We start from the raw sequence: 14328 nt of genomic DNA, 5'->3' as shown, positions 1-14328 counted from the left end.
GTAATGCATTGAAGCATTTCACTTACAGCATAAACAGCGCGCCAAATATCGGCGACAGGATTATCATGACCACAGAGAACATGAAGGAGTTCACGGACATGAGTGTTGCGCGCTGTTCGGAGGGAATCATATTGTTGAGCATGACGTCGGTTCGCACTTCAATATAATTGTCTCCGAAAGCGCCGACAAATCCACCGATAACGGCTAAAATAATGTTTCCGGAAAATGCCATTGCGAATGCAAAACAAACACACAACAAGCTTATAACTCCAATATATCTGTATCGCGAAGGCTTTATGTACTCGACAGTCTTCGCTCCCACAGCTGCGCCAAGGCCCATGGCAAAAAGTGCCGGACCAAGAAACACATTTGAAATTCCCATCTCGGGAAGTCTTGCCTGCAGGAAGAAAAGAACAAGTATCGAAACCGCTCCTATAGCCGCATTAAAGATAATAATAAGTCTGACTCTCGAATTATTCTTAAGAAAAAGAAAGCTCTCTCTTGCAACTTCCGCAAAGCGTTTCTTAACGCTCTTCTCTTCACTAAGTTCAGTTCGAACCTCCCGCAGAGACGCCGCAATTCCGATCGCGATCAATCCCACAATAACATCCACCGCGTACGCTTTTCTATATCCAAGCGCCAGCGCCGCTCCCGCAAGAATCTTTGCAAGCGAGCTTGTGACCTGATATATGACAAGATCGTTAGATGCAAACTTATCGTACTCGCCCTCAATCCCCGCCTCTTTCAGCGAGTCATAAGCAAGTGCTTCTCTGGTTCCCGACGCAAGATTATAACTGAGCGCACTCACAACCATCGCAACAGCAATAAATAAAAATGAATTTGAAAAGATCATCATGAGAGCCGCAAGTACAGACACTACACTGCTCGCGATCATCGTCTTCTTCCTTCCGAACACATCTGCCACAGCCCCCGACGGAACTTCGAAGATCATACTTGCAACATGAAATATACTCTCGAACAAGCCGATTTCCGCAGTCGTAAATCCTCTCGCCGCAAGAAGCGCAACCCACGACGCTCCGGCAATCATGAGACTTCCCACACTGTCTAATAAATACAATTTCCCTATCTGTCTTTTTGCTGTCTTTATACTAAATTTATTCATAAAAAAATCTCCTCATCTTTTTTGGTAAGTAAAAAGAATACGGAGATAACACGTTCTCATTTTGCAGTTAAAGCCTTTCAAACTTTGCAAATTCACCTAAAAAAGAGCGCACTATCCCCGTAAACAGCAAAAATGCATCCATTCATCAATTGAATATTAACTGTTTTCCAGGACATTCGTTCGCTCCTTCCAAATTTTTTCATTTATAATCCACTTGGATAGATCATAATCTTGCAATAATCTTCCGTCTTATTGCGCATAATGTCAAGCCCTTTATCAAGCTCTTCCAACGAAAGTCTGTGCGTAATAAGCTTAGAAGGCTTGATTCCGCCCGCTTCCAATCTGCTAAGCACATAATGCCAATCGTCAATCTGTGCTACATCCACACCACATTCAGCCGCATCTTTTCTATATGAAGAATTCCATATTCCCATAAGACGCATCTGCTTTCTCAAGATTTCCCAATAAGTATTTCTGGAAAAAGACATATCACCCCTTGGGTTACCGACCAGAACCTGTCTGGATTTCGGCGCTCCCGCTTCAAGTCCGTATCTGATACTTTCGTTACTTCCGACGCACTCAAAATAAACAGAAACTCCGCTTGTCTTCTCTTTAAGCCATGCGACAGGGTCTGAAGTTCTGACATCGCAGTAATGCTCCGAAGCGATTCCAAGATCAAGCGCCTTCTCCCTGTGACTGTCCTTGTTTCCGATAACATAGAGATTCGAAAATCCCATATCCATCAAAAGCATAACAACCATGAGCCCTATTGTTCCCATTCCGCAAACCGCGATCTTAACTTCGCAATCTGAAGGATCAATTCCGGCGCAGCCCGTTCTCACCGCATTGGCAGCAACGGCGAGCGGTTCTATCATAGCTCCCTCTTCAAAAGAGATGTTATCCACAAGCTCTATAAGGTTATCCACAGGAACGCACACATATTCCGCAAAGGCACCGTCGCGTCTTGAGCCGGTATAGTCATAGTTAAGGCACAGATCCGTCTCTCCCTTCACGCACATCTCGCATTTCCTGCATGGAATCTTAGGCGAAACGGCAGTCCGCATTCCTTTAAGCTCAGGAGAAACATTCGCACCTGTCTTTACGACAACTCCCGAAAACTCATGCCCCGGAATAAGCGGCATCTTGTGCGCCCCGGTCTCATAGACACGCGGCACGTCCGATCCACATATTCCAACAGCCATGACTTTAACAAGAACTTCGTTATCGCCGGGAGAAGATATCTCCACCTCCTCATACCTTATATCTCCTATGTCATGCAGTACCCATGCCTTCGACATTACTGCTTTTCCTCCTTAAGCTGCTTAAACCTGTCAAGATCTGACGCTGTTGTCACTTTGAAATTTGCTTCGTTTCCGTTAATCATCGCAATATCCATTCCCGCAATGATCGCCGGTTCCGTCGCACCATTTATGGAAAAGATCTTATCGGGCAAAAGAATCACATTTGCCTCATAATATTTTTTATATTTAAAAAGCTCAGGCGCCTGGCCTGCATATACTTTCTGCCTGTCAAGAAGCTTTGAGACCGTCTTACCGTTCTCACTAAGATAGACAGTATCCTTCATGGAAATAACAGGCATAACACCGTCATGACCTGAAATTGCTCCATAGCAGTCATTTAAAAGTTTCACATCAAGAAAAGGTCTTGCTGCATCATGAACAAGCACCGTATCCTTGTCGGAAACATCCTCAATATTCTCCTTCTTTGAGATATCGCGAAGAATTGCAGTCATTCCGCTTAATATCGACGCCTGCCTGTTTACCCCCGGCATGGCAAAGCCTTTTATCTTCTTCACATTAAGACCGGCCTTCTCGGCATCTGCCACAATCTCTTTTGTCCAATCATCGCCTGCAACCACATATACGCCATCGATGTGCTTGCACTCAAGAAGCGGCTTTATAGCATAAGTTGCCATCATATATCCGCCCGCACGCACATACTGCTTTGGTACATCTGATTCAGTCCTGGTACCGGTCCCCCCGGCCAAAAAAATCGCATAATTCATAATTTAAACCGCTTCCCTTTTACATATAATGTTAGTGGCCATAGCAAATAAGCCACGACCACGAAAAATGATTATTTAGAACAGCTTTCTTCCGCCCCAAATGCAGATGCAAGCACCTACAACTGATATCAAAAGTCTTCCGATGAGACCGTTCGCATTTAAATCAAGAAGTCCGAATACGAATCCTCCGACAAATCCACCGACAACTCCAAGAATTATGTTCTTAAGAGTTCCCGAAGATTCATTCATGATCTTGCTCGCAATAAAACCTGCAACAGCTCCCAATATAAGACTACCGATCAATCCCATTTTTTCCTCCATTCAAAAAACAAAACGTTAACTATCATTTTATATGATACCGCATTTTTAGAAATTTCGGTACTTGATATTTTTTACGTAAAATGTAGAATATCCATATCAGAAAAAGGAGATTTCTATTATGCAGAATTATTCATACCAGACCCGCGGTGTCTGTGCAAAAAAGGTCGATTTTGATATCGAAGACGGCAAACTTCACAATGTGAAATTCACAGGCGGATGTCCCGGCAACACCGCTGCCGTTGGCAAACTTCTTGAAGGAATGAATGCAGAAAAAGCTGTTGCCATCTTAAAAGGAAACGATTGCAACGGAAAAGGCACTTCATGCGCCGACCAGCTCGCAATCGCTGTAGAACAGGCACTTGCAAACTAAATTATAATTTCCTATTGAAAAAATAGCTGTTTCCAAGCGACTAAGTCTTGAAAACAGCTATTTTAAATTTTCATCAGAACTTCAGTGTTACGGGAGCCTCTGTAAATGATGTAATTGTTGCTGTCGCATTTTTGAAATACAACATCTGCATATTGTCATCATCTGCGCTGTACATTCCGTTAAGCTGAGGCATCTTCTCAAGCATTGCAACCTTAACATCGTGAGAATCATCATTGATAAGCTCTCCGGCTACACGGATCCATCTGCCATCCTTAAATGCACAGATCTCAGCCTTAGGATTTGCTGCAAGCTGCTTAGAAACGTCTTTAACTTTACCTGTCTGAATATAGAGCTTGTCACCTGACAATAGAACTGTGCCAAAAGGTCTTACTCTCGGCTGATCTCCGTCTACAGTAGCGAGATAATAAGTCCCTGCATCATTTAAAAAATCATATACTTTCTGAATATCTGACATTTATCTACCCTCCAAATGTACATCATTTTATTTCACAAAGTTCATGTTAGTATAAAAAAAAAGATGTGTAAATATACAAACTTGATTAAATTATGTAAGAATTTCCTTATAAATTGCTATACGCAGAAAACTCCTCTCACTGTTTTTCACAGTAGAGAGGAGCTTCCGGTTTCGTATCAGCTTTTTACTTTCTATTTCAATTCAATTATCTTTATTAAACTTCTTAAATTATTTTACAAACTCATATGTTATTGTTCTGGGTGCTGTGCCCTGTCCAATAATACCGAATGAGATGAAGTTACCGTTCTCGATGTATGCATTCCAGAAGAAAGGAGTAATTACATAATAATCGCCTTCTTCCTTGACTTCCATGCACCAGCTCTGGTTGATCTTGATTCCATCCTTCTTGATTCTGAGCTTCCAGCCGTTTACTGTCTCACCTGAGTTATTGCTTACTCTGAAATCTACGAGATATCCTGAGCCCCAGTCATTTACAGTGTGAGAAAGTGTAAGGTTTGACTTAGCGGGTGTAGGTGTCTCTGTGCTTCCACCGTTTCCGTTATCGGGTGTAGGTGTAGGTGTTGGTGTTGGAGTGGGTGTTGGTGTAGGTGTGGGTATTGGTGTAGGTGTGGGAGTGGGAGTCGGTGTAGGTGTAGGTGTGCTTCCGTTACCCTGATCATCTACGCTTGCCTTCCAGCTTGCAATACTTACATCACCAACTTTACCAACAAATGCAAGTGTATGTCTTCCTGTAATATTATCAAACTTCAATGTATAAGTTGCATATTTACCGTTTGTATTGGCAATCTTGATATTTCCAAGTGCCTTTCCGTCAACGCCACCGTCTCTGATCTCGACAACAGCGGGCTTATCTGCCTTTGCACTGATAGTGATTGATGTTGCGCCCTTCTTGAAATCTACATCAGTTACTGTGAAGTAATCATCTGCTCCAAGGCTTGAAACAACTTTCTTTCCATCGTAATCTACATACTCAATGCCCTTTGTCTCACCATAGTTAACGCCTGTTGAGATCTCGTTGTAAGGGAAAAGAGTTGATCCTGAACCACTCTTTGTATCCTCTGTCTTCTCAGGTGTAGGAGTAGGTGTTGGAGTAGGAGTAGGTGTTACATCATCCTTCTTCTCAGGTGCGCTCATTGCCTTCCAGCTTGCAATGCTTGTATTTCCAAGCTTTCCTACGAATGCGATTGTATGCTTTCCTGTAAGTCCATCAACCTGTACGCCGAATGTCTCATATTTTCCGTCTGTAGAATTGATCTTAAATGTTCCGAGCACTTTTCCGTCTGCGCCGCCTTCTCTAAGCTCTACCATAGCAGGCTTGTCAGACTTTGCATTTATGAACATTGTAGCAACGCCCTTCTTGAAATCTACATCCTTTATTGTGAAGTAGTCACCGGAACCAAGGCTTGAAACTACCTTCTTTCCGTTGTAATCTACATATTCAATGCCCTTTGCCTCACCGTAATTTACATCTGTTGAGATTTCATTGTAAGGGAAAAGAGTTGCTCCTGTTCCTGTCTTTCCTGTTGTATCTTCAACCTTCTCAGGCTCTTTGTTATTGTCTCCCTGTGTATCCTTATCAGGAGTCTTTGTCTTATCATCTGTCTTAGCGCCGGGTGCATGTAATGCCTTCCAGCTCTCAATGCTTACGTTACCTGCCTTACCTACGAATACAACGGCATGAGTTCCTGTAATATCGTTCTCCTCTGCCTTTACTGTTACTGTCTTGTACTCGCCGTCTGTAGAAGTAACTTTAACCTTACCAAGTACTGTTCCTTCAACGCCGTCAGCTCTGATTTCTAATGCTGAAGGCTCATCAGACTTAAGTGAAATATTAAATGCAGCTACACCCTTATCAAAAGTAAGGTTGTGTACTACATAGTAGTCGTCCTTCTCAAGGCTTGTAAGAACCTTTGTGTCCTTATTATCCTGCTGCTCGATTCCCTTAGAGTCCTTAGAAACCTCTTCTGTCTTGATTACATCATAAGGTGAAACAAAATCTCCTTCACCTGTCTTTCCTGTCTCAGAATCAACAGGGAACTCTGTCTTAGCTTCATCCTCTGAAGATGCCTCTACAGCTGACCATTTATCAATAGCTATAGTTCCCATCTTTCCAACAAAAGCAATGGTCTTCTTACCATCAATCTTCACCGATGAATCGATCACGAACTCTTTATATTCGCCCTTTGTTGCACCAATTTTAATATTTGCGATGACGTCACCGTCAGCACCGCCTTCTCTGATTTCAAGAAGTGAAGCTGAATCAGCCTTTGCATTTACCTTGAACTTTGATACTCCCTTAGAAAAGTTAACATCCTTTACTATAAAATAATCACCGGAATCAATACTTGATACCGCCTTGACATCCCCATCAGTAACAACCTTTGTTCCTGACTGTCCGAAATTAACTTCTGCTTCTACCCCGTTATAAGGATTAAGCGCAGGTGCCGCATTAACATCTACGCTGTTGTTAAGTACCAGTAAGCCCCCCATGGCAATACTTGATAAAACCGTCATTTGTCTTTTCATACATGTACCTCCACATTTTGTAAACTTATTCCTTACAAATATTTTTATATATTAAATATTCTTTAATATTTGTTAGGATAAGACAAATTATAGCAGTAAACGTTTAAGACGACTTGTCAAATATTGCTTTTACCTGCTCATTTATTGCTTTTTGGTGAAAATTTGTTACTTTTCTTTTAACGTCGGATTGTATCAAATAAAGTTGTTATTAATATAGTATTCAATACGAGAATGTCTGCAAAAATTGCTTCAATCTATCCGACTTCGGATTTTCAAAAAACTCTTCGGGGCTTCCTTCTTCAACAATTCTTCCATTATCAATGAACACCATTCGGTCCGCAACAGCTCTTGCAAACTGCATTTCATGCGTCACGATTATCATTGTCCGCCCTTCTTTTGCCAGTGAAAGAACAACTTCGAGGACCTCGTGTACCATCTCAGGATCGAGCGCCGCCGTTATCTCATCAAGAAGCAGTATCTCAGGATGCATGATAAGCGCCCTTACTATCGCAACTCTCTGCTTCTGTCCGCCTGACAACTGCCTGGGGAAACTGTCTTTTTTGGTCAAAAGACCTACTCTCTCAAGTAAAGTCAGCGCCTCCTTTTCAACTTCCTTCTTATCTCTCTTCTTAACCTTTACAGGTGCAAGCATAAGATTCTGAAGTACCGTAAGATGCGGGAAAAGATCGTAGCTCTGAAATACCATCCCCGCTTTTTCCCTGATATTTCCGATATTCTTGCTCGCAGCATAAACCTTCTCACCGTCCAGCAAAATCTCTCCGTCCTGTATATTTTCAAGAGCGTTAAGGCATCTCAGAAACGTACTTTTTCCGCAGCCCGAAGGGCCGACGATAACCACAACTTCGCCTCTTTTTACCGTAAGATTCATATTCTCGAAAACTGTTATGTCTTCATATCTTTTGCATACATTATTTACTTTGAGTATCTCTTCCATATCAGTTCTCCCATTTCTTCTCTAAATATCTTGAAAGCATACTGATCGGCCAGCATGCCATAAAGTATAGCAAAAATATTACAAGGAATATTCCAAACGCCGCCGTGGGCGATGCTTTCCTGTTTGCCTCGATTATCTGCTGTCCAACTTTGAGCACCTCTACGATTCCTATCATCATAACAAGGCTCGTAGTCTTTATCATTCTCGTGATCAGGTTTATCGACAGCGGTATCATGCACCTTATGATCTGCGGCACGATAACATATCTGTACGTCTGAAATCTGTTAAGTCCAAGCGATATGCTGCTTTCGTACTGGATCACAGGTATGCTCAGAAGTGCGCCTCGAACAAGGTCCGCCATCTCAGCCGTTCCCCAGAACGAGAACACGATGACGGCAGCCGTCTCTGCCTCCAGATTGATTCCCAGTGCTTTCGTGGTCCCGAAGTACACGATGAAAAGAAGCACCATCTGCGGCATTATCCTTACAATCTCAAGATACACTCTTGTGATCACCGCAATTACAGGGTTCTTGAGTGCCATCAAAATTCCAAGTATAACTCCGAGCACAATACTTATCGCAACGGATATAAAACTTATCTTCAGCGAAACTGCAAGTCCCGTCAGGAGCCTTATCATATTATTTCCTTTTAATAAAACTTCAAATCCCATATGCTCACACTCCTAACGTCCTAAATCTTGCCTTTTTCTCAATAAAGCTTCCTATCACCGAAACGGGAAGCAGCATTATTATATAGAAAATAACCAGCAGGAACAGCGCTTCCTTCGTATCGTAGTAAAGTCCTATCAGGTCTTTTGCCGTAAACATAAGGTCCATAAGGCTTATCGCAGAAAAGACACTTGTCTCTTTGAGAAGGAAAATGACATTTGCCAGTATTCCCGGAACGCTCTGCGAGATTGCCTGCGGCAGTATTACCGATAAAAAGAGCTGTTTCCTTGATAATCCAAGTGCGAGCGCGCTCTCTGTCTGTGAATTCGGCACGCTCTCAAGTCCGCTCCTAAATACTTCAGCCATGTAACTTCCGCCAAGAAGCCCAAGCCCGACAAATCCGCACGTCTCCGCAGATATCGACAGCCCTACTTTCGGAAGTCCGAAGTATATGAAAAAAAGCTGCACAAGAAGCGGTGTATTTCTGAAAAGCTCGATATACACAAGCGCTATCCCAGACAGAAACGGAATCTTAAAGTGCATGATAAATGCGACAACAAGTCCTATGGCCAACGCAAACAATATACCAAGCCATCCGATCCTTATCGTTAAGAAAAATGCTTCTATATATAGTGGAATATAGGAAATAATAACGTCTAAGTTCATGTTGTGTTTCCTTTTAAAAACAAGTATTGGGAGAGCCCGCAAGCTCTCCCTCATTTATGTTACCGGTTATGATATCTTGAATCATGTTCTTACAAAATCCGCAACCGGTGCGGATTTCTGCAATTTAATTCATGTACTTCACTGTGCAGATGAAGCCTCTGTTGAAGCTTCTGCATCTGAAGCTGCTGCGCCTGCATCCTCTGAAGAAGCTGATGAAGCGTCAGATGAAGCTTCTGCGGCATCGGCGACCTTTCCGCCCTCAACTACGAGTGTTTCCTCATAATCTTTGCCGTATGTATCGATAAGAGTTGCCTCATAATCTGCATGGAAGAAGTTCTCTTTTCCAAGTGTCTCGATCTCACCGTTGATCCAGTCAAGAAGTGTTGTGTTGCCCTTAGATACTGCAGGTGCGATAGTATCCTGGCTTCCGAGTGAAGGAATACCTACTTCATATCCCTCGTTCTCGATCGCATAAGCAATAACCTCTGTGTTGTCATTTGCCCAAGCTACGCCTGTTCCGTTTTCAAAAGAAGTCTTTGCTGTTGCATATGTATCAAACTTCTGGAGCTTGATGTCGGGATAGTTCTTTTCAAGATATGTCTCTGCTGTTGTTCCTGAGATAACGATAACCTGATCGTCAGGCTTGATCTCACTGAGGTCCTTAATTACATTTGCTTTGGGAGATACAACTCCGAGAGCTACATTCATATAAGGAAGTGCGAAGTCAACTTTTTCTGCTCTTTCTTCTGTAACCGTGAAATTTGCAAGTACGATATCAACCTTACCTGTCTCAAGGTATTCAACTCTGCTTGCCGCCTCTGTTGATACGAAGTTGATCTTTACACCGAGGTCTTCGCCAAGTTTATTTGCGAAGTAAACATCATATCCCTGATATTCACCGTTCTCATCAACATATCCGAAGGGGTTCTTATCTGAGAAAACTCCGATGTTGATCTCGCCACTCTCCTTGATCTCATCAAGTGTTCTGTATACTTTGTCTGTGCTCTGTTCCTGTGCTGCAGGAGCTTCGCTGCTTGTCTGCTCTGCAGAACTATCTTTAGCAGAAGCGGAACCGCATCCTGTAAGTGTTGCTGCTCCAAGTGCAAGTGTAAGTGTTGCAGCTAATATTTTTTTCAAATTGTTCTTTTTCATAATGTTACTCTCCTCAAAACTTAAATTTTCCAATTGAACTTTACTGTCAGATTTTTTAACGGGTCCGTTTCGTAATCACTGAACAAATATTACTTCCAATTACCTATTAGGTCAATAGGTTTTTCGATAGCTAATCTTTATATCTCCTGATAGGTTACGGTTATATCCGGACAATTAATGCTGGAATATGCAACTCATGTCTGATATAGTTACATCGAAGCCCTAAAACAATGAGACCTTGAACGATCAAGGCTTGTATGGAAAAGAGGTAAAAAAATGAAGAAGACAGTAACGACGTTACAACAACAAAAGTTGGAAGGCCGTAGAATCAGCATGCTCACATGCTACGACTACACTACCGCATGCCTTATGGAGGCGGCAGGCGTAGACACAGTGCTGATAGGCGACTCTCTCGGAATGACCATGCTCGGTTATGACGACACTCTTCCCGTCACCATGGAAGACATGATCCATCATACCGCAGCCGTTTCAAGAGGTTTAAAGAACACCTTCCTAATCGCTGATATGCCCTTTATGTCATATCAGACATCTATCTATGATGCCGTAATGAATGCCGGCAGACTCATGAAAGAAGGCCACGCGCAGGCTGTCAAGCTTGAAGGCGGAGCTAAGGTCTGTGAACAGATTGAAGCAATCACCAAAGCGGACATTCCCGTGGTCGCACATCTTGGACTGACTCCTCAGTCCGTCAATGCCTTCGGCGGTTTCAAAGTACAAGGCAAAAACGAAGCGCAGGCAAAGCAAATTCTCGAAGATGCACTCGCAGTAGAGAAAGCCGGCGCATTCATGGTAGTTCTCGAATGTATTCCCGAAAAACTTGCAACACTTATAACAAAACGTCTGACCATTCCTACGATCGGAATAGGCGCAGGTGCCGGATGCGACGGACAGGTACTTGTTTATCAGGATATGCTTGGCATGTTCGAAGGTATCAAGCCCAAGTTCGTAAAGCAGTTCGCACAGATTGGAAAAGAAATGAAGGAAGCTTTCAGTGCTTACGATGAAGCTGTGAAAGCGGGCGAATACCCTTCAAAAGAACATTCTTTTGCAATTGATGATGATGTTATAAGCGCTATCGCTCCTGATTTCGCAATACATGATGAAGCACGTGCAATCTGATTATTTATCAAAAACACATAAAGCATCATAGAGAGGACAATCAAATGATAATTACAGAAACAATAGATGAAGTAAAAGAACATGTAAAAGAATGGAAGAAAGCAGGCTACTCCATAGGACTTGTTCCTACAATGGGCTATCTTCATGAAGGTCACGCAAGCCTTATAAAAAGAGCCGTTGCAGAAAATGACAAGGTAATCGTAAGTGACTTCGTAAACCCGATCCAGTTCGGTGCAAATGAAGATCTTGCAACTTATCCCAGAGACTTCGAAGCCGATTGCAAGCTATGCGACGGACTTGGCGCCGATCTTATCTTCCATCCCGAACCGGCTGAGATGTATGGCGATACGTTCTTCTCACATGTCGGCGTAAATACACTTTCCAAGGGGCTCTGCGGAAGGAGCCGCCCCACGCACTTTAACGGTGTATGCACAGTCGTGACCAAGCTTTTCAACATTGCAGAGGCAGACAGAGCATACTTTGGAGAAAAAGATTATCAGCAGCTTGCAATTGTTCGTAAGATGGTTTCCGACCTCAACTACAACATAGAGATTATCGGCTGCCCCATCATAAGGGAAAAAGACGGACTTGCCAAGAGCTCAAGGAACACCTATCTGAATCAGGCAGAAAGAAGCGCCGCTCTAATCCTTCACAAAGCACTTACAAAGGGCGAAGAAATGGTCCGAAGCGGTGAAAAAAGCGCAAAGAAAGTTATCGCTGCTATCAAAGAGATAATCGAATCCGAGCCTCTTGCCAAGATTGATTATGTAGAACTTGTAGATTCTGAAAAACTTCAGCCCGTTGAAACGATCGAAGGTCCTATCCTTACAGCACTTGCTGTTTATATAGGAAAGACAAGACTCATCGACAATTTCTTCGTTGACTCTTTGGCCTGATGAGGAAGGATGTGCATATGAATATAACCATGTTAAAAGGAAAAATTCATCGTGCGACCGTAACTCACGCCGAGCTTGATTATATAGGAAGTATCACCATCGACAGCTCTCTTATGGAAGCTGCGGGAATCCTTGAATATGAACAGGTTCAGATTGTCGATGTGCAGAACGGAAACCGCTTCGAGACATATACCATTGCAGGAGAAGCGGGAAGCGGAATGATATGCCTTAACGGCGCGGCCGCCAGGCAAGTGTGCGTCGGCGACAATGTGATAATCATGTCCTACTGCACAATTGATTCACAGGAAGCCAAGACTCACAAACCTACCGTAGTATTTGTGGATGAATCCAACAAACCAGCGCGCATCACAAGATATGAGAAACACGGAAAACTCACAGATATGACATAAATATCTACTTAGACAAACAGGGCTGCCGCTATAGCGACAGCCCTGTGATCATCTAAAATTCTTTATTCAGCATCGGCATACTTTGCTGCAAACTCTGAAATTGTTCCGTCAGCGAGCATCTTATCGATTGCTTCGTTGATAGTATTAAGAAGCTCTGTGTTACCCTTCTTAACTGCGATAGCATATTCCTCAGACTCAAAAGCACTCGGATCTTCTACGATAACAAGACCTTCGTTGTCTCCGACATAATCTTTTGCAGTTGCTGAATCAATAACAACCACATCACATTTACCGTTTACAAGCTCAAGGATGCACTCTGTTCCTTTCTTGAATGCTTCGTACTGATATCCGAGATCTTTTACAACAGTCTCACCTGTATATCCCTGAACAACCGCGATTGATTTACCTTCCATATCTGCGGCAGTCTTGATATCAGAACCCTCTTTTACAACCATAACCTGTGTTGCTGTATAGTAAGGAGTTGAGAAATCAACTGTCTTAGCTCTCTCTTCCGTAGCTGTCATACCTGCGATAGCGGCATCGATCTGACCGTTCTGAATGGCAACAAGAAGTGAATCAAATTCCATGTTGGCAATCTCAACTTCTTTTCCTGCATTCTCACCGATCTTGGCTGCGATAGCCATGTCGATTCCGTCATAACCATCAATAACACCGTTTGTTGATTTGAACTCAAAAGGCGGGAATTCCGCATTTGTTCCAAACACGATCTTGTCTGAAGACGAAGAACCGCATCCTGTGAGTGCAAGGACACCCATTACCAAAATAAGTGCAACTGACAATATTCTCTTTTTCATTTTTATCTCCCTTTTTGCCTTTGTATTTATAAGACCTTACTCAAGAACAACTTTGCTCTGTCGCAGGTCGGGTGGCTGAATATCTGTTCCGGAGTTCCTTCCTCCATGATGACTCCCTCATCCATGAAAAGAACTCTGTTCGCAACTTCCCTTGCAAATCCCATCTCGTGAGTAACGATAACCATCGTCATTCCTGTCTCTGCAAGTCTCTTCATAACATCAAGAACTTCTCCTACCATCTCGGGGTCAAGTGCTGATGTAGGTTCATCAAAAAGCATTACTTCCGGTTCCATCGCAAGCGCTCTTGCAATAGCAACACGCTGCTTCTGTCCGCCGGAAAGCTGAACGGGATAATTGCCGGCTTTTTCTGCAAGGCCGACTCTCTCAAGTAACTCAAGTGCCTTCTTCTGTGCATCGGGCTTAGTCATCTTACCGAGCTTGACCGGTGCATAGGTGATATTATCAATGATAGTCATATGTGGAAAAAGATTGAAATGCTGGAATACCATTCCCATCTTCTGGCGGATCTTGTTGATATCCGTCGCCGGGTCATTTATCTTTTGCCCATCAAGGAAAACCTCTCCCTCGGAGATCTCCTCAAGCTGATTGAGACAACGCAAAAACGTGCTCTTACCTGAACCTGAGGGACCGATGACAACTACCACTTCTCCCTGCTTGATGGAAGTGGTGATGCCATTTAAAACTTCTAAATTCTCAAATTTCTTTTTAAGATTCTTTACTTCAATCATATCACTCATGGCATT

At 43.0% G+C, this 14328-nt stretch carries 16 protein-coding genes; 4 read left to right on the top strand and 12 right to left on the bottom strand.

The genetic code is table 11. From position 1 onward, the window contains the following. Nucleotides 1-22: 22 nt before the first annotated feature. The 4 genes from DL92_RS0105340 to DL92_RS0105325 form a co-directional block, all read right to left on the bottom strand. Nucleotides 23-1123, bottom strand: coding sequence for an MFS transporter (locus DL92_RS0105340; RefSeq protein ID WP_026667125.1), 1101 nt, complete (start codon nt 1121-1123; stop codon nt 23-25). A gap of 203 nt (nt 1124-1326) precedes the next feature. Next, nucleotides 1327-2421: a galactitol-1-phosphate 5-dehydrogenase gene (locus tag DL92_RS0105335; RefSeq protein ID WP_026667124.1), complete on the bottom strand. Its 1095-nt coding sequence runs from the start codon at nt 2419-2421 to the stop codon at nt 1327-1329. After that, entirely contained in the window at nt 2421-3149 is a 729-nt protein-coding gene (locus DL92_RS0105330; RefSeq protein WP_026656001.1) for an IspD/TarI family cytidylyltransferase, read from the bottom strand. The genes DL92_RS0105335 and DL92_RS0105330 overlap by 1 nt, the downstream gene beginning before the upstream one ends. A gap of 75 nt (nt 3150-3224) precedes the next feature. Continuing rightward, entirely contained in the window at nt 3225-3458 is a 234-nt protein-coding gene (locus DL92_RS0105325; RefSeq protein WP_026656002.1) for a GlsB/YeaQ/YmgE family stress response membrane protein, read from the bottom strand. Nucleotides 3459-3588: 130 nt separating this feature from the next. Between DL92_RS0105325 and DL92_RS0105320 the strand changes: the two genes are divergently transcribed. Continuing rightward, complete coding sequence (locus DL92_RS0105320; protein ID WP_026656003.1) at nt 3589-3840, top strand: TIGR03905 family TSCPD domain-containing protein; 252 nt, start codon at nt 3589-3591, stop codon at nt 3838-3840. 73 nt (nt 3841-3913) lie between these two features. Here DL92_RS0105320 and DL92_RS0105315 read toward each other — a convergent pair whose 3' ends face one another. The 6 genes from DL92_RS0105315 to DL92_RS18345 all read right to left on the bottom strand — a co-directional run bounded on the left by DL92_RS0105315 (nt 3914) and on the right by DL92_RS18345 (nt 10303). Beyond that, nucleotides 3914-4315, bottom strand: coding sequence for a pyridoxamine 5'-phosphate oxidase family protein (locus tag DL92_RS0105315; RefSeq protein WP_330365408.1), 402 nt, complete (start codon nt 4313-4315; stop codon nt 3914-3916). Nucleotides 4316-4543: 228 nt separating this feature from the next. Continuing rightward, complete coding sequence (locus DL92_RS0105310) at nt 4544-6862, bottom strand: carbohydrate-binding protein (RefSeq protein ID WP_026667121.1); 2319 nt, start codon at nt 6860-6862, stop codon at nt 4544-4546. 220 nt (nt 6863-7082) lie between these two features. Continuing rightward, nucleotides 7083-7817 (bottom strand): amino acid ABC transporter ATP-binding protein, encoded by a 735-nt coding sequence (locus DL92_RS0105305; protein WP_026656006.1) that lies wholly within the window; start codon nt 7815-7817, stop codon nt 7083-7085. A 1-nt stretch (nt 7818) separates the two neighbouring features. Then, on the bottom strand, nt 7819-8487 hold the full coding sequence (locus tag DL92_RS0105300; protein ID WP_026667120.1) for an amino acid ABC transporter permease: 669 nt from the start codon (nt 8485-8487) through the stop codon (nt 7819-7821). A gap of 4 nt (nt 8488-8491) precedes the next feature. Continuing rightward, nucleotides 8492-9151 (bottom strand): amino acid ABC transporter permease, encoded by a 660-nt coding sequence (locus tag DL92_RS0105295; RefSeq protein ID WP_026667119.1) that lies wholly within the window; start codon nt 9149-9151, stop codon nt 8492-8494. A 138-nt stretch (nt 9152-9289) separates the two neighbouring features. After that, entirely contained in the window at nt 9290-10303 is a 1014-nt protein-coding gene (locus DL92_RS18345; RefSeq protein WP_081670539.1) for a transporter substrate-binding domain-containing protein, read from the bottom strand. 276 nt (nt 10304-10579) lie between these two features. Here DL92_RS18345 and panB point away from each other — a divergent pair, with 276 nt between their 5' ends. The 3 genes from panB to panD are packed head-to-tail and all read left to right on the top strand — an operon-like array spanning nt 10580 to nt 12749. Continuing rightward, on the top strand, nt 10580-11443 hold the full coding sequence (gene panB / locus DL92_RS18340) for a 3-methyl-2-oxobutanoate hydroxymethyltransferase (RefSeq protein WP_051625232.1): 864 nt from the start codon (nt 10580-10582) through the stop codon (nt 11441-11443). A 44-nt stretch (nt 11444-11487) separates the two neighbouring features. Further along, nucleotides 11488-12339 (top strand): pantoate--beta-alanine ligase, encoded by an 852-nt coding sequence (panC, locus tag DL92_RS0105280; RefSeq protein ID WP_026667118.1) that lies wholly within the window; start codon nt 11488-11490, stop codon nt 12337-12339. A 17-nt stretch (nt 12340-12356) separates the two neighbouring features. After that, the gene (panD, locus tag DL92_RS0105275; protein ID WP_026656010.1) at nt 12357-12749 is read left to right on the top strand and encodes an aspartate 1-decarboxylase; all 393 of its coding nucleotides are present in this window, start codon (nt 12357-12359) and stop codon (nt 12747-12749) included. Between the two features lie 62 nt (nt 12750-12811). On the opposite strand, the gene DL92_RS0105270 is transcribed toward panD, so the two are convergent. Both DL92_RS0105270 and DL92_RS0105265 read right to left on the bottom strand, forming a co-directional pair. Beyond that, on the bottom strand, nt 12812-13564 hold the full coding sequence (locus DL92_RS0105270; RefSeq protein ID WP_026667117.1) for a basic amino acid ABC transporter substrate-binding protein: 753 nt from the start codon (nt 13562-13564) through the stop codon (nt 12812-12814). A 26-nt stretch (nt 13565-13590) separates the two neighbouring features. Next, nucleotides 13591-14322, bottom strand: a complete 732-nt coding sequence (locus DL92_RS0105265; protein WP_278246531.1) for an amino acid ABC transporter ATP-binding protein — start codon at nt 14320-14322, stop codon at nt 13591-13593. Between the last annotated feature and the right edge of the window lie 6 nt (nt 14323-14328).

Source organism: Butyrivibrio sp. AE2005, from assembly GCF_000686965.1.
GTDB classification, from domain to species: Bacteria; Bacillota; Clostridia; order Lachnospirales; family Lachnospiraceae; genus Butyrivibrio; species Butyrivibrio hungatei_A.
Note: the sequence above shows the minus strand (reverse complement) of the source record. Positions and strands in the feature narration are given on the sequence as shown.

Excerpts from the sequence above, each read along its gene's own strand:
- DL92_RS18345 (WP_081670539.1), bottom strand. The coding sequence starts at position 10,303 with ATGAAAAAGAACAATTTGAAAAAAATATTAGCTGCAACACTTACACTT.
- DL92_RS0105340 (WP_026667125.1), bottom strand. The coding sequence starts at position 1,123 with ATGAATAAATTTAGTATAAAGACAGCAAAAAGACAGATAGGGAAATTG.
- DL92_RS0105270 (WP_026667117.1), bottom strand. The coding sequence starts at position 13,564 with ATGAAAAAGAGAATATTGTCAGTTGCACTTATTTTGGTAATGGGTGTC.
- DL92_RS0105335 (WP_026667124.1), bottom strand. The coding sequence starts at position 2,421 with ATGTCGAAGGCATGGGTACTGCATGACATAGGAGATATAAGGTATGAG.
- DL92_RS0105265 (WP_278246531.1), bottom strand. The coding sequence starts at position 14,322 with ATGAGTGATATGATTGAAGTAAAGAATCTTAAAAAGAAATTTGAGAAT.
- panB (WP_051625232.1), top strand. The coding sequence starts at position 10,580 with ATGAAGAAGACAGTAACGACGTTACAACAACAAAAGTTGGAAGGCCGT.
- DL92_RS0105295 (WP_026667119.1), bottom strand. The coding sequence starts at position 9,151 with ATGAACTTAGACGTTATTATTTCCTATATTCCACTATATATAGAAGCA.
- DL92_RS0105330 (WP_026656001.1), bottom strand. The coding sequence starts at position 3,149 with ATGAATTATGCGATTTTTTTGGCCGGGGGGACCGGTACCAGGACTGAA.
- panC (WP_026667118.1), top strand. The coding sequence starts at position 11,488 with ATGATAATTACAGAAACAATAGATGAAGTAAAAGAACATGTAAAAGAA.
- DL92_RS0105325 (WP_026656002.1), bottom strand. The coding sequence starts at position 3,458 with ATGGGATTGATCGGTAGTCTTATATTGGGAGCTGTTGCAGGTTTTATT.
- DL92_RS0105315 (WP_330365408.1), bottom strand. The coding sequence starts at position 4,315 with ATGTCAGATATTCAGAAAGTATATGATTTTTTAAATGATGCAGGGACT.
- DL92_RS0105310 (WP_026667121.1), bottom strand. The coding sequence starts at position 6,862 with ATGAAAAGACAAATGACGGTTTTATCAAGTATTGCCATGGGGGGCTTA.
- panD (WP_026656010.1), top strand. The coding sequence starts at position 12,357 with ATGAATATAACCATGTTAAAAGGAAAAATTCATCGTGCGACCGTAACT.
- DL92_RS0105305 (WP_026656006.1), bottom strand. The coding sequence starts at position 7,817 with ATGGAAGAGATACTCAAAGTAAATAATGTATGCAAAAGATATGAAGAC.
- DL92_RS0105300 (WP_026667120.1), bottom strand. The coding sequence starts at position 8,487 with ATGGGATTTGAAGTTTTATTAAAAGGAAATAATATGATAAGGCTCCTG.
- DL92_RS0105320 (WP_026656003.1), top strand. The coding sequence starts at position 3,589 with ATGCAGAATTATTCATACCAGACCCGCGGTGTCTGTGCAAAAAAGGTC.